We start from the raw sequence: 13808 nt of genomic DNA, 5'->3' as shown, positions 1-13808 counted from the left end.
CAGATCATTCGGAAGGCACCGTCGACAGCTGGGCTGCAGCTGGAAAGCCAAGCTACCTATAGTGGAACACATGGATAGCGGGAGCGGCGATGATGATCGAGGAAAGTGCGATGGTCGGCTAGATCGTGACGCTAATCTGGGGAATATGGGCGAAGAGGATGGTGCCCGAAGCCGGGATCGAACCGGCACGCCCATAGGGCGAGAGATTTTAAGTCTCTTGCGTCTACCTATTCCGCCATTCGGGCGAGAAGGGATTCAAATGGAGGCTGGAGTCGGAATCGAACCGGCGTACACGGAGTTGCAGTCCGCTGCATGACCACTCTGCCATCCAGCCTCATCTTGAATCGTGTCTGGAGCGGGAAACGAGGCTCGAACTCGCGACCTCCACCTTGGCAAGGTGGCGCTCTACCAACTGAGCTATTCCCGCCTGAACACGCGGTCGCATTATACGTAGCGAGCCTTCATTGTCAATTGATGCCTCGCCGTGGAGTTGAAAAAATCGCGGCAAAGCCGTGGGTTACGGTGTCAGATATCTCTCACCAACTCGGGCCAGGCGGCGCGGAGATACTGGATCATCGACCACAGGGTGAGGAGGGCGGCGGCGTAGAGCATCAGCTGGCCGAGCATTCCGATCATCGAACCCGGCGATACGCCGAGCAGCAGGAAGATCGAGATCATCTGTAGCGCGGTCTTCAGCTTGCCGATCTGGGATACCGCGACGTTCGCCCGCTTGCCCAGCTCCGCCATCCATTCGCGCAGCGCCGAGATGACGATCTCTCTGCCGATGATCACCAGCGCGGGAAGCGTCATCCATATGCTGTCGTAGCGCTCGATCAAGAGGGCCAGGGCAACGGCGACGATCAGCTTGTCGGCCACCGGGTCGAGGAAGGCGCCGAAGGGGGTGCTTTGGTTCCAGCGTCGCGCCAGGTAGCCATCGAACCAGTCGGTTACCGCCGCGGCGCCGAACAGCAGTGCGGCACTCGGGTAGCTCCAGCTGGGAGGAAGGTAGAAAGCGATGACCAGGAGCGGAATGAAGATGATCCGGATGAGGGTCAGGATGTTGGGGATGTTCATTGCTGAAGAGGTTCCTTACGGGATTCGGCGACCGAGGCCGCGCCGATACGAGGAAAGGCGTCCGCCTCGCCGTCCCTCGCTTATCTCGGTCATTCTAAGGAAATTTTCGTCGGGGCGTCGAGGTGATGCGCTGCGTATCTCTCAGCCCTGGCCGTGCAGTGCTGCATGAATCTGTCCGGCGAGCTGGGCGCTGATTCCGGGTACCCTGGCGAGATCCTCGCGGCTGGCCCGCTTGACGCCCTGGAGGCCGCCGAAATAGCGCAGCAGTTCGCGCCGCCGCTTGGGCCCGACGCCTGGGATCTCCTGCAGCGTCGAGGTGCGCCTGGCCTTGTCACGACGCTGGCGGTGGCCGGTGATCGCGAACCGGTGGGCTTCGTCGCGAATGTGCTGGATCAGGTGCAGTGCCGAAGAGGTGGAATCGACCTCGAGGCTATGTTCCGGTGTTTCGAGGAACAAAGTTTCGAGGCCCGGGCGCCGGGTGGTGCCCTTGGCGACGCCGAGCACCTGCAGCGCACCGATGCCTTCGATCTGGGAGAGCACTTCGCGGGCCATGTTGAGCTGGCCCTTGCCGCCGTCGACGATCAGCAGGTCCGGGCGCTTGGCGTCTTCGCTGGCGATTCTCCGATAGCGCCGCTCCAGCGCCTGGCGCATCGCCGCATAGTCGTCCCCCGGGGTGACGCCCTCGATGTTGAAGCGCCGGTAGTCGGACTTGAGCGGTCCATTCTGGTCGAACACCACGCAGGAGGCGACGGTGGCCTCGCCGTGGCTGTGGCTGATGTCGAAGCACTCGAGCCGGGTCGGCACCTCGTCGAGGCCGAGCAGGTCGCGCAGCTCGATGAATCGGCGCATCAACTGCTGCTGGCTGGCCAGTTCGGTGGCGAGGTGCTGCTCGGCGTTGGTCCGCGCGAGCTGCAGCCACTGGGCGCGGTGGGCGCGCACCTGGTGGGTCAGTCGCACCGCGCGGCCGGCGCGGGCGGCCAAGCCCGACTGCAGGAGCTGCGCATCTTCGACCGGATGGGAGGTGATCACTTCGCTTGGAATCTCGCGCTCGCCGCCGATGTAGTACTGGCCGATCAGTTCGCCGAGCAGTGCGCCGTCGCTGAGGTCGAGGCCATTGCTCGGGGTGAAGTGGCGGCTGCCGAGCACCCGCCCCTGGCGGATCGGCAGCAGGGTCACGCAGAAGCCGCCCGGGCGCTGGGCGAAGGCGAAGACATCGGCGTCGCCGCCCTCGATATCGACTGCCTGCTGGGTCTGCAGCCTGCGCAGCTGCTGGATCTGGTCGCGCAGCCACGCCGCCTGCTCGAACTCCAGCGACTCGGCGGCGCGCTCCATCTCGACGCCGAGCTGTCGAGTCACTTCGTCGCTCTTGCCCTCGAGGCACATCACCGCGTGCTTGAGGTCGCGCTGGTAGTCCTGCTGCTCGATATAGCCGACGCACGGCGCCGTGCAGCGGCCGATCTGATACTGCAGGCATGGGCGAGTGCGGTGGGCGAAGACGCTGTTTTCGCAGTTGCGGATGCGAAATATCTTCTGCAACAGCGCGAGGCTCTCGCGCACCGCCGCCGAACTGGTGAACGGGCCGAAGTAGTGGCCGTCGCTGCGCTTTTGCCGCACCCGGCGAAATTCCAGCGCGGGGAAGGGGTGGCGGTCGCTGACGAACACGTAGGGATAGGATTTGTCGTCGCGCAGCAGAATGTTGTACGGCGGGCGCTGCTGCTTGATCAGGGTCTGCTCGAGCAGCAGCGCCTCGGTTTCGCTATGGGTGACGGTGACCTGGATGTCGCAGATGCGTGCGACCAGCGCCCGGGTCTTGGTGTTCAGTCCGGAATTACGGAAATAGCTCGCCAGGCGGGCCTTGAGCCGCTTGGCCTTGCCGACGTAGAGCGGTTCGCCGTCGGCGTCGAGCATACGGTAGACCCCCGGCGCCTCGGAGACGTGCTTGAGAAAGGCGCGGGAGTCGAAGCTGCGGGTTTCGCTGGAGGTCGCCAAGAGATCCCTCGAAGGTGATGAAGCGCGGGCCGTCGGTGAAAGGTACCGCCCGCCTGTGCGTATTCTAGCAAATCCGCATGCGGGGCAGGACCAGGGGCGTTCGCTGCCGCCCCGCGGTCGGGGCAAAGCACTTGACTATTCAGCAGCTTGGTCTTAGAGTGCGCCGCAGGTCTGGGGCCTTAGCTCAGCTGGGAGAGCGCAACGCTGGCAGCGTTGAGGTCATCGGTTCGATCCCGATAGGCTCCACCAAGAACTCAGGCAGGCGCGCGGCGCCTGTCAGCAACGAAAGCCTCGGCGCATTGCGCCGGGGCTTTCGTGTTTTCGTCCCCGGCTTGAAAGCGTCCAGCGTTCCGATCATGCTGTCGTTATCAGGGTACGGAGGCACCAAGCTCTCCGTACGGTCCAGTCGCTTCGCCGGTGCGCCCGGCGTGGCTCGTTCCAAGGAATTCGTCATGAGTGCCACTCTCGATACCATCAAGCAGCAGATCAGCGAGAATCCGATCCTCCTCTACATGAAAGGTTCGCCCCAACTGCCGCAGTGCGGCTTCTCCGCCCAGGCGGTGCAGGCACTGATGGGCTGCGGCGAGCGTTTCGCCTTCGTCAACATCCTCGAGAACCCGGACATTCGCGCGGAGCTGCCGAAGTATGCCAATTGGCCGACCTTCCCGCAGCTGTGGGTCGGTGGCGAGCTGGTCGGCGGCTGCGACATCATCGTCGAGATGTACCAGAACGGTGAGCTGCAGCCGTTGATCAAGCAGGCCGCGGCGACCAATGCCACCGAGGAAGGCGACGCCTGAGCCACTGCCTCATCGGCTTGGCGTAGTAAAGAGCCCGCGTCCCGAGAGGGACGCGGGCTCTTTTTCGCCTGCTCGGCGCCTGGGCATCGCGGCGCTTCAGGCCCGCTCGTCGAGCGCCTGTTCGCGCAGCGTCAGCGCCCAGCCGCCGAGGTCGCTGTAGCGATTGACGATCGCGCAGAAGAGCTCCGCGGTTCGCTCGGCATCGTAGCCCGCCGCGTGAGCATGCTGCTGGTCGAACGGGATACCCGCGGCGGCGCATGCCCGGGCGAGCACCGTCTGGCCATAGGCCAACCCGGACAGGGTGGCGGTGTCGAAGCTCGAGAACGGGTGGAACGGGCTGCGCTTCAGCCCGCATCGCTCGATCGCCGCATTGAGGAAGCCGAGATCGAAAGCGGCATTGTGGCCGACCAGGATCGCACGGTTGCAGTCATGCGCCTTGATCGAGCGGCGTACCTGCTTGAACAGCTCCCCAAGGGCCTGTGTCTCGCTGACCGCTGCCTCTTGGCGCAGCGCGCTATCGAGGCGGATGCCGGTGAAGTCGAGCGCCGACTGTTCAATGTTGGCGCCTTCGAACGGCTCGATGTGGACCGACAGGGTTTCATCCGGCAGCAGCTGCCCGAGGTCGTCCATGGTCAGCAGGGTGGCGCCGATTTCCAGTATCGCGTCGCCGCGAGCATTGAAGCCGCCGGTCTCGAGGTCGATCACCACCGGCAGAAAGCCGCGAAAACGCTGGCTCATCAGCCGCGCCACGTTAGCATTGGTCATTCTGCGGATTCCCCTGCGCCGATATGCCGTCGAAAGGCCTTCCGTCGTATCGAACGTATCGCGAAGGCTATCAAAGGTAGCGAAGTCTAACATCAAGGCGCAGAGGCGTCCTGCCTTGGTCCAGTGCTATGGGTCAGTCTGGCGTTGAAAAAGCGCGGCAATCGTTCATGCTGTGAGCGATGTGGTGGCGGGGCCATCGTTTTTCGTCTTCAAGGCGAGGGTGTCGCCGTCTGGGCTGGGTTCGATCAGGGAATCATTCGATGCTGAAGAAGCTGTTCTCCTCGTTGCTGGGCGGTGGGCGCGAGGACGCGCGCGAGCAGGCGCCGGAAGTCGCAGAGGCGCTCGAGTACAAGGGCTATGAAATCCTCGCCGCCCCCGTACCGACGGGTGGGCAGTACAGGGTCAGCGGCGTGATTCGCCGCGCCGGAGAGGCGGCCGAGCCGCAGGAGCATCGCTTCGAGCGCTCCGATACCGTACCCGACCGCGAAGGGTGCGTGGTGCTGACCCGCCAGAAGGCCCAGCGCTTCATCGATGACGTGGGTGAACGCATGTTCGATCCGCGCTGAGCGCGGATCGCGGACGAATCGATGAAACGCACCCCGTTCCTCGAGCCTGCGGCGGAGCGCCTACCTGGGCTTTCACGCTGGCGTGGATTGGACGCCGCCGGGCGCTGCTCCGATGTGCTCGCGGGACTGATCACGGCGGCGCTGCTGGTGCCGCAGGGCATGGCCTATGCGGCGCTGGCCGGGCTGCCGGCCGAGATGGGGCTCTATAGCGCGCTGCTGCCGCTGCTGGTCTATGCGATGTTCGGCACCAGCCGGGTGATCGCGATGGGGCCGATGGCGCTCACTGCGCTGCTGGTCGGCGAAACCCTGCGTGGCCAGGGCATCGACTCGTCTCAGTTCCCGGCCTGGGCCGGTACCCTGGCGCTGCTGGTCGGCGCCTGGCTGCTGCTGCTCTATGCGCTGCGCCTCGGGCGGCTGATCGATTTCGTAAGCCCTGCGGTGATGCAGGGGTTCACCGCCGCTTCGGCGCTGATGATCGTCATCTCCCAGCTTGCCGGACTGTTCGGCCTGGTCGGGGGAGAGGGCAATTTCTTCCGCCAGGCCGGCGTGCTGCTCGCCCAATGGGCCTCGCTCTCGCTGACGCCTGTGCTGTTCGGCACCGCTGCGCTTTTGATGTTGGTGATGATCAAGCACTGGCTGGCTCCGCTCCTGCGCGCGCTCGGCCTGCCGGCTGCGGTGGCGAGCATCGCCGGGCGCTGCGGGCCGCTGCTGCTGCTGGTCGCGGCGCTGGTGCTGGTGGCCTGGATGGACTTGCCGCTGGCGCGCGTCGGCACGCTGCCCGCTGGCCTGCCGGGGCTGACGTTGCCTGCGCTCGACCTCGATGCCTTGGGGGCGCTGGCGGCGCCGGCGCTGGGTATCGCGTTGATCAACTACGTCAGCGCCATCTCGGTCGCCCAGACGCTGGCGGCGCGCCAGCGCGAGCGGCTCTACACCCAGCGTGAGCTCTGGGTGCTGGGGCTTTGCAATCTGTGCGCGGCGCTGAGCCGGGGGTTCCCCGTCACCAGCGGCCTGGGCAGGGCAGTGGTGAATCTCGAGGCGGGCTCGCGTACCCCGTTGTCGTCGCTGTTCGCCGCCATCGCCCTGGCGGCGGTACTGCTGTTCGCGGCGGGGATCTTCGCCCCGCTGCCCAAGGCGGTGCTCGCTGCGGTCGTGATCCAGGCCGCTTGGCCGCTGCTCGACCTGCGCCCGCTTCGGCACACCTGGCGCTACTCGCGCGCCGATGGCGCGGCCTGGCTGGGTGCCTTCGCCGGAGTGCTGGTGTTCGGGGTGATGGAGGGGCTGGCCATCGGGGTCGGGATCGCACTTGCGCTGCTGCTCACCCGCGCCAGCCGTCCCTACATCGACGAGGTCGGGCGCCTGCCGCAGGGTGGCTTTCGCAACCCCGCCCGCTATCCGGTCGAGATTCCATCCCATCTGCTGATGGTCCGCCCCGGGGCGGATCTCAACTTCGCCAACATGGGCGCGCTCGAGCGGTTCATCAACGCGCACCTGGCCGACCGGGACGGCGTCACCGACCTGGTGTTGGTGATGAGCGGGGTGCTCTACATCGATGGCGCCGCGCTCGAGGCGCTGGCGCAGCTCGATCAGCGCCTCGAAGGGCAAGGGGTGACGCTGTGGTTCGCCGAGCTGCGCGCGCCGGTGCGCGACCAGCTCAGCGCGACGCCTTTCCTCGCCAGCCACCGGGAGCGGGTGTTCTTCTCCACCGAGGATGCCTGGCGGCGGCTCGCCGTGCGCGAAGAAGACTTCAGTATCTGAATCGCCAGACGAGCGCCTATATACCGTTATCTTGGCTGTTGGTCTCAACCACGCTATTTCCGGAAGGATAGAATATCCGCCCGGGTAGCTCGGCCAGACTTTACGCCATTGCGCTTGAGCCTAAGAGACACCACGTTATCCCCAGCTTCGGGCTGCGCGCTCAGATAGCCAGGGCGGAGGTTGCAAAGCATTTCAATAGTTTCTGGCGGTAGCCCAATCTGGTGTACCAACTCAGCACGCTCAAAGATGGGTTTGCCCCATCTCTCCGGACAGATCCGATGGCATGATCATGCCTGGAGAGCGAAGCGATGGCACGAAACAGAAGACATTTCACGGACGAGTTCAAGCGCGAGGCGGTGCGGCTGGCCGAGCAGCCCGATATAGCAACGTATCGCGTGTAGCGCAGGACCTGGGTCTGGACCCCAGTGTTCTACGGCGTTGGGTCGGGCAGATGTGTAGCGGCACATGGGAGCCCGCGCCCGACAAGCCGCTCAAGAGCGCCCAGCAGCAGGAGATTGAGCAACTGCTCCGGGAGTTGGCCAAGGTCAAGACCGAACGGGACATATTAAAAAAAGCGTTCGGATACTTTGCCAAGGACCAGACATGAAGTATCCGTTCATCGCCCGACACCGGGCCGTCTGGTCGATCAGCGAGCTATGCCGAACCTTGAGCGTGTCGCGCAGCGGTTCTTATGAGTGGCATGCCCGCTCGCCCAGCGCTTGGGCGCTGGCCAATGAGCGATTGACCGGCCGCATCCGAGAGAGCTTCCAGGCCAGCGATCGGACATAAGGCAGCCCTCGGGTATGGCGGGACCTGCGCACCTGGGGCGAGCACTGCGGCCGTCATCGTTGTAGCGCGTCTGATGCGTCGCGCAAACCTAGTGGCACGAACCAGGCGCCGTCGTCATCCGTCGGATACGGGGCCAAGATCGGCTCATGCCATTGCTGTCAACGTGCTGGATCGAGACTTAACGGCTCGCGCGCCCAACTAGAAATGGGTGGCGGACTTCACCTACGTCTGGACTGCAGAGGGCTGGCTCTACGTGGCGGCCGTCATGGACTTGTACTCACGACGTATCGTCGGTTGGCCCATGCAGGCCAGCATGACGTCGCAATTGGTGACCGACGCCCCGATGATGGCGTTGCATCGGCGAGGCCGGCCGCGCGAAGTCCTGCATCACTCCGACCAAGGCAGCCAACACACCAGCGAGCAGTTCCAGATGCTGTTGGCCGATGCCGGGATCGTGTGCAGCATGAGCAAGCGCGGTGACTGCTGGGATAATGCCGCCATGGAGAGCTTCTTCTCCACGTTGAAAGCCGAGCGGCTGAGCCGACGGATTTACCGGTCCCGCGATGAGTGCCGGGCCGAAGTGTTCGACTACATCGAGCGGTTCTACAACGCACGGCGCCAACACTCAACGCTGGGATACGTCAGTCCCATGCAGTTCGAGGCGGCGGCTTGTTAGGTTAAACAACCTGTCCGGAGGGACGGGGCAAGCCCAGTATGATCAGTTGTTGGAGGCAGGGGCATGAATCTTCAGCACGCACGCATTGCCGAGCTATGCAGCAGCCTGGAGCTCGAGCGGATCGGCACTGACTGGTCACCTTTGGCACAGCAAGCGGCCACAGGCGACGCGAGCTTCGCCGACTTTCTCGAGAAGCTACTTGCCACGGAGGCGGATGCCCGTGCCGAGCGCTCCCGGCAGACCCTGTTGAAGATGGCCACGTTTCCAGTGGTGAAAACGTTGGAGCAGTATGATTTCGCCTTTGCATCAGGCGCGCCACGGGCACAGCTCCAGGAGTTGGCGGGCTTGAGCTTCATCGAGCGCACCGAGAACATCGTGCTGCTTGGGCCCAGTGGGGTAGGCAAGAGCCACTTGGCAACGGCTTTGGCGTACCGGGCGGTGATGGCCGGCATCAAGACACGCTTCGTGACTGCCGCCGACCTGATGCTGCAACTCAGGGCAGCACACCGCCAGGAGCGGCTGCGGGAGTACTTCAATCGTGTGGTGATGGGACCACGCCTGCTGGTGATCGACGAGATAGGTTATCTGCCGTGTGGGCGCGCCGAAGCGAACCTCTTCTTCAACGTCGTCGCCAAGCGCTACGAGCGCGGCAGCATGATCCCGACCAGCAACCTGCCGTTCACCCAATGGGCGGGCACCGTCGCCGACGACCAGACGCTCACCGCAGCGATGCTGGAACGACTGCTGCACCATGCCCACATCGTGCAGATCAGCGGTGAGAGCTATCGGCTCAAGGACAAACGCAAGGCAGGCACCTCTCGGCCAGGCGTGACTCCAGTCGGATAACCGAGGAACCCAAGGGGGTCATTTTTACTCCGGTGATTTGACGCTAAAAGGGGGCAATTTTCAGTCGGTGTTGACGCTTCAGTACGGAAACCGCAAGCGACTTCAACGTGTCGAGGTTCTGATCAAGGATGCGCGATACCAGCAGGCTCCAAAGCTCGGCTCGATTAACAACTTTCCAGATGCCGCTTCCGAGAGATAACGGGCTGTCGGTGCAGTGTAATATTTCCCCTGCTTTCTTTAACCATTCGTCATAACTGATGCCAAGCGGTTGGGTTATCGCATCAAGGTCACATTTACTTTTTTCGTTCCAGCTCCCGATCAGGACCGCTAGGGCCAAATAGGTGGCGTCCAAGTGCTGAGTCCAATCGATTTTAGGTTTCTCCTGCGCTGCCTTGAACTCCTAGGGCATCTCCGCCATAACCCTTTGTTTAAAGACATCCAAAAGATCGTCCGGGATATTGCTGGGCGTGATGGTGCCGGCATCCTGATTCCATGTTTGTACGATATCGATAACCCGTGACCAGACCAACTGCGGAGACTGCTGCTGGAATTGGGAAATATGGGAATGCAGCAGAGACAGGACACACCGAACTCGTTACCAAGATCGTAGCCGAGTAGATGAAAGTGGTTCAGGAGGTCATAAAGTTCGCCCCTTGAAACATCGTTGCCACCATCTGCTGCCTTCAAGTGGTGCTGAATGACCTCCAGTTTCTTGGCACTCTTGGGTGGGCTGTATTTACTTGCTGGACGTTTCTGAAAAACTCATCAACGTCTTTGGTGTGCCTCGTTTGGTTCAGCAACCATTGCACATTGTGTGCATCGGTCACGCTGAGCTGCCCTGTGATCAGGGCAATGATATCTTTACCCCTAAAGGACACCTTAAGATTGTTGAAATCATTCCAGGCGGCCTGCATCACCTCCCCAAACAGGGTGCTGCTCTGCAAGATAATAATGGAATGCTTGATCTGCCCGAGAAGTTTCCGCCTTTCATTGCTGTTCAAGTTTTCTACGGCAACAACGAGGTCGTCTGTATCAAAGCCGTCGATCTTGCCCTGAAGTTTGATTTCCGCAATTGGCCAGTAGAGAAGACACGGGGCGTGACCGCCAGTGAGCATCAGCGCAACAAAAGACGCCTGGACATTTGCTTCACAATGAACACCGCCACCGCCTGTAGAGAAGGGATTGCTTAGATTTTTCTTTTTCACCATCTTTGGTCGCTACTCTTCGTGGGTAACTTGGATGCCTAATGCGGAGCTCAGACGCGTGGGCTGAGTAGTAGACCACGTCGGTTGGAGCGACTAGTTATCTGTTAATCGCTAGAATACAGTTGATATATTGACTCTTTCAACGAGGGTGGCGCCTGGACAAATACCCTGTAACTGTCGGCGTAGGTGATTTGCAGCCCCATCGTTTTCAGTGACTTTTCGAGTTTTCTTCCCTTTAACTCCATGTGCTCTATCTGAGCTCGCAATATCTCTTTTATGCCCAGCTCTAATAGCAACCCTTCCTTATCGACAAGGAGTAGCTTTGACAACTCCAAATTGATGGGCTTGATAGTATCTAGTTTTCTTTCCATGAAGACCCAGTCGATGTGCCGAATAGGGATCGTAAACTCGGATTTCTTTGCAAAAACTATCTCGATCTTTTCTCTCTCACTCGATCCAAGAGCTTTTGGGTCATAGGAGTGCTCTATAAAAACTGAGCAGTAGTTTTGACTCTCTGACTCTTGGTTTTTAGGGAAAGAGCCTATTGCGCTTACGATAGCTTTCTCACGTGGAAACAATTTTTCTTTGATATTCAGAATATGAGAAAAGGTTTCAACGCCCGAAAGAATTTCCATTTATATTTCTCTCCATGACTATCTATTATATATAAAGGTTATTGGACAGCATGCTCGTTTATTGGCTTGAACGCGCACGCGCGTTCAATAATGCTATTGAGTATAACGGAAGGCCACTAACCTATTGAAATTACTCGTCATCAAGTATGCCTCGGCAACATAACGCCAATAACCGTGCTTGCTGCATAATACTCTTGAATGCATATGCGGCCTTCCTCGGACTATTCGTTATGGGTCGTTATCAGCCATAATAGACCTCTTCCGTAGCTTGCTACACAGCACGCAAGTCATTGCTCGACCTCCCCCGCCAGCAGCTTCAGTATGACCAACGCAAACTGCCTGCCAGTATCTTCATCCTCCAGCAGCGGCATTTTTAGCTTCTCGTGGTCGCTGAGGGCATCAAGCATGGCGTCGGTGACCTTCTTCGGGAAGATGCTGTGCTTTATTTGGTCTTCGCTGGGGTTGCGCATCTGGGCCATCACCATTGCGTCACGCTCGATGCGGTCGACGACGCCACTGGTGAAGTGTAGCTTGTCGTCGTAGCTGACCTCTGCGCCGTAGAGGTCGTTGAGTCGGTCGATGATCTCGGCCAGGCGCTGCTTCTCGGGGTCGTGGGGCTTGCCAGAGCGGGTATCGTTGACCGAAGTAAGGCCGTAGTCTTCTCCAGCCACTTCCAAGAGAAGGCGTTCCTCCTCAAGCTTGATGAGGCGATAGTGGGGCAATTCCAACCAGCTGATGTACTCCCCGCCCCCGGCAGACATGACCTTGGTGACATTCCACTGGGACTGAGCTTCCCTTCTGTTCGCCATGTCATCCCCTACGCGTGGCGTAATTATACGTAACAGCCTAGCGTTTAAAGGATGTAAGGAGAAGTTTACTTAGCCCAGTATATCGTTGGAGATATTAGGCGTCATCTCAGAAGGTTATCCAGTGCCTGCTTCAATAGCTCAAGTGACTGACGGTGCTTGTTTGGGTGCATCTTCCGAATGTTGGCGAGCTTCCAACGCACGGCAGGTAGCCGTTCAACGCCCGGTAGCGGAAGCAGCGCCCAGTCAGGCGCTCCCTGCTTGAAGGCCAGAAGGAAGCGAACATCCTCATCGGTCATCAGCTGGCCCAGTCGCGACAGAAGTTCGTGCCGGACGTCCTCTAACTGCTGCAATGGGATATCGGCCCTGGCCATCCCGATAAACTCCTGTCGGTAGACGTCGTCCAACGCTTTCAGCCGCGGGTTGATCACTTCGTTCAAGGGCCTGGGATGCCCCAGCAGATAGACCAGGAAGCCTTCGAAGACGCTTCGATTCAGGACGCCCTGGTTCAGCAGCAGCTTCACATCGAAGAGATCTCTGGGGTGCTGGCGATCCAGCGCGGCGCAGATCTTGCCACCATACAGGTCCGGCAGTGACACTACCCGCACCGCAGTGAAGCCGTAATCGTCTTCCACGGCTTCAACGACATCGCGCTCCTGGGGCGGGTGCAGGGTGCCACGCAGTACTGGCGATACCTCAACCTTCACCTGGCTACGCCCTCGGCGTACCAGAATCCTCAGCTCATCTCGGCGATTATCCTGAAGCTCGGCGCGCACACCTGGCAGCCGAGCACTGAAGGTCTCTGCCATTCGCTGCAGCGCCTCGCGACAGCGTCGCAGTGCCTCGTCACGGGGCTCCAGCGGCAGGTAGGCCAGGTCGATATCGACCGATAGGCGAGGTAATGGCTGCACGAAGAGGTTGATGGCCGTACCGCCTTTGAGGGCGAAGCACGGCTCGTCATTGAGAAATGGCAGCAGTGAGACCAGCAGACTGACCTGTTCGTGGTAGCGAGCTTCAATCGGCATGCAGGAACGCTTCCGGCACCGTAACGTGATATTCCCTGTCCAACTTGCCGCTCTGGCAGAGCTGCCGTTTGCCTTTGCCAAGGTCCAATTGGCGTGGTTCCAGGCGACCATACCAGGCATGTCCGGCGTGTCGAGCCAGTACCAGGAAGGCACGCTTGGTTCTCACCGAACGGCACCCCTCCAGCAATGCCTGAAGCCGGCGCGGGCGCAGCGTGTTAAGCCCGTCGAAGGTGTCCACCAGCTCACTGCTGAACAGCAGCTCGTTTGACGTGACGGCGATCCATTCCAGTATCGCTCGCTCGGGCGTCGAGATTTGCAGAGTGAAAGCCTTGCCGGCCGGCGCGTATGCCGTGAAACTGCCAGGAAGCTGCCCCGGCAATCCTTTCTCGGTATGCAGCACGGTCGGTCCTGCCCATTCTGCGGTACGCCACCAGCGGGGCAACCGGGCGCCCTCACCGCCAAACAGTTGCGTGGTGTCGTGTCCCATGGGGAGATAGTGGGCGAAGCCCTGCAGCGCCAGTGCAGTCTGGCCTCCCGGCCAGATAGGTGGCTTGTCCTGCTCACCGAGCGTCTGCAGAGCAAAAACTCCGCTCTCCCAGGCGAGAGGGTCCCCCGCACGACAGTAGGCACCGTGGCCCACGCGCTTCAGCCAACCGCTGTTGGCCAGCTTGCGAGCCTGGTCAGGGGTGACGTCATGTGCAGCGAGCCAGGCCGTTGTCACGACGGCACCATGCGGGATCTGCTGCCAAAGAAGGTTTAATTTCACGCTAGAATACAGCCTTTAATGGCGTTTTCATGAGAAATTATAAACCACTGGTGGTTTAGCAACACCCCTAAAAGCGGAATCCTAGGCCGTTTTAGTCAGGGATTAAAAACCAGG

At 60.8% G+C, this 13808-nt stretch carries 13 protein-coding genes, 4 tRNA genes and 1 pseudogene; 6 read left to right on the top strand and 12 right to left on the bottom strand.

Features of this window, described 5'->3' with window-relative positions; all coding sequences use genetic code 11:
* Positions 1 to 159: 159 nt before the first annotated feature.
* The 5 genes from Q376_RS0113935 to uvrC form a co-directional block, all read right to left on the bottom strand.
* A tRNA-Leu gene (locus Q376_RS0113935) sits at positions 160 to 245 on the bottom strand.
* 15 nt (positions 246 to 260) lie between these two features.
* Positions 261 to 334, bottom strand: a tRNA-Cys gene (locus Q376_RS0113930).
* A 17-nt stretch (positions 335 to 351) separates the two neighbouring features.
* Positions 352 to 427 (bottom strand) — tRNA-Gly (locus Q376_RS0113925).
* A 98-nt stretch (positions 428 to 525) separates the two neighbouring features.
* The gene (pgsA, locus tag Q376_RS0113920) at positions 526 to 1074 is read right to left on the bottom strand and encodes a CDP-diacylglycerol--glycerol-3-phosphate 3-phosphatidyltransferase (RefSeq protein WP_027350819.1); all 549 of its coding nucleotides are present in this window, start codon (positions 1072 to 1074) and stop codon (positions 526 to 528) included.
* Between the two features lie 141 nt (positions 1075 to 1215).
* Entirely contained in the window at positions 1216 to 3063 is a 1848-nt protein-coding gene (gene uvrC, locus Q376_RS0113915; RefSeq protein ID WP_027350818.1) for an excinuclease ABC subunit UvrC, read from the bottom strand.
* 173 nt (positions 3064 to 3236) lie between these two features.
* Here uvrC and Q376_RS0113910 point away from each other — a divergent pair.
* Both Q376_RS0113910 and Q376_RS0113905 read left to right on the top strand, forming a co-directional pair.
* A tRNA-Ala gene (locus Q376_RS0113910) sits at positions 3237 to 3312 on the top strand.
* Positions 3313 to 3515: 203 nt separating this feature from the next.
* Positions 3516 to 3860 (top strand): Grx4 family monothiol glutaredoxin, encoded by a 345-nt coding sequence (locus Q376_RS0113905; protein WP_027350817.1) that lies wholly within the window; start codon positions 3516 to 3518, stop codon positions 3858 to 3860.
* Positions 3861 to 3956: 96 nt separating this feature from the next.
* On the opposite strand, the gene rnt is transcribed toward Q376_RS0113905, so the two are convergent.
* Positions 3957 to 4625: a ribonuclease T gene (gene rnt, locus Q376_RS0113900; protein WP_027350816.1), complete on the bottom strand. Its 669-nt coding sequence runs from the start codon at positions 4623 to 4625 to the stop codon at positions 3957 to 3959.
* A gap of 260 nt (positions 4626 to 4885) precedes the next feature.
* Here rnt and Q376_RS0113895 point away from each other — a divergent pair, with 260 nt between their 5' ends.
* The 4 genes and pseudogenes from Q376_RS0113895 (at position 4886) to istB (ending at position 9257) form a co-directional block, all read left to right on the top strand.
* Positions 4886 to 5191 (top strand): HlyU family transcriptional regulator, encoded by a 306-nt coding sequence (locus Q376_RS0113895; RefSeq protein ID WP_027350815.1) that lies wholly within the window; start codon positions 4886 to 4888, stop codon positions 5189 to 5191.
* A 21-nt stretch (positions 5192 to 5212) separates the two neighbouring features.
* On the top strand, positions 5213 to 6946 hold the full coding sequence (locus tag Q376_RS22760; protein WP_052365288.1) for a SulP family inorganic anion transporter: 1734 nt from the start codon (positions 5213 to 5215) through the stop codon (positions 6944 to 6946).
* 308 nt (positions 6947 to 7254) lie between these two features.
* Positions 7255 to 8411, top strand: a pseudogene (locus tag Q376_RS22750) (IS3 family transposase).
* A 63-nt stretch (positions 8412 to 8474) separates the two neighbouring features.
* Positions 8475 to 9257, top strand: a complete 783-nt coding sequence (istB, locus tag Q376_RS0113875; RefSeq protein WP_027350814.1) for an IS21-like element helper ATPase IstB — start codon at positions 8475 to 8477, stop codon at positions 9255 to 9257.
* A gap of 43 nt (positions 9258 to 9300) precedes the next feature.
* Here the strand turns inward: istB and Q376_RS25215 are convergent, their stop codons facing one another.
* The 6 genes from Q376_RS25215 to Q376_RS0113850 all read right to left on the bottom strand — a co-directional run bounded on the left by Q376_RS25215 (position 9301) and on the right by Q376_RS0113850 (position 13694).
* Positions 9301 to 9609, bottom strand: a complete 309-nt coding sequence (locus Q376_RS25215; RefSeq protein WP_043447963.1) for a hypothetical protein — start codon at positions 9607 to 9609, stop codon at positions 9301 to 9303.
* Between the two features lie 331 nt (positions 9610 to 9940).
* On the bottom strand, positions 9941 to 10465 hold the full coding sequence (locus tag Q376_RS25210; protein ID WP_211266675.1) for a hypothetical protein: 525 nt from the start codon (positions 10463 to 10465) through the stop codon (positions 9941 to 9943).
* Between the two features lie 101 nt (positions 10466 to 10566).
* On the bottom strand, positions 10567 to 11097 hold the full coding sequence (locus Q376_RS0113865; RefSeq protein WP_027350812.1) for a hypothetical protein: 531 nt from the start codon (positions 11095 to 11097) through the stop codon (positions 10567 to 10569).
* Positions 11098 to 11384: 287 nt separating this feature from the next.
* Positions 11385 to 11906 carry a hypothetical protein gene (locus tag Q376_RS0113860; RefSeq protein ID WP_027350811.1) on the bottom strand — a complete coding sequence of 174 codons (522 nt, stop codon included), beginning with the start codon at positions 11904 to 11906 and terminating at the stop codon, positions 11385 to 11387.
* Between the two features lie 101 nt (positions 11907 to 12007).
* Entirely contained in the window at positions 12008 to 12928 is a 921-nt protein-coding gene (locus tag Q376_RS0113855) for a nucleotidyl transferase AbiEii/AbiGii toxin family protein (protein ID WP_027350810.1), read from the bottom strand.
* Complete coding sequence (locus Q376_RS0113850) at positions 12918 to 13694, bottom strand: type IV toxin-antitoxin system AbiEi family antitoxin domain-containing protein (protein WP_027350809.1); 777 nt, start codon at positions 13692 to 13694, stop codon at positions 12918 to 12920. Before Q376_RS0113850 ends, Q376_RS0113855 begins: the two co-directional genes overlap by 11 nt.
* Between the last annotated feature and the right edge of the window lie 114 nt (positions 13695 to 13808).

This window comes from Halotalea alkalilenta DSM 17697 (assembly GCF_000621205.1).
GTDB classification, from domain to species: Bacteria; Pseudomonadota; Gammaproteobacteria; order Pseudomonadales; family Halomonadaceae; genus Halotalea; species Halotalea alkalilenta.
The sequence above is the reverse complement of the archived record's forward strand: the minus strand, read 5'-3'. Positions and strand labels throughout refer to the sequence as shown.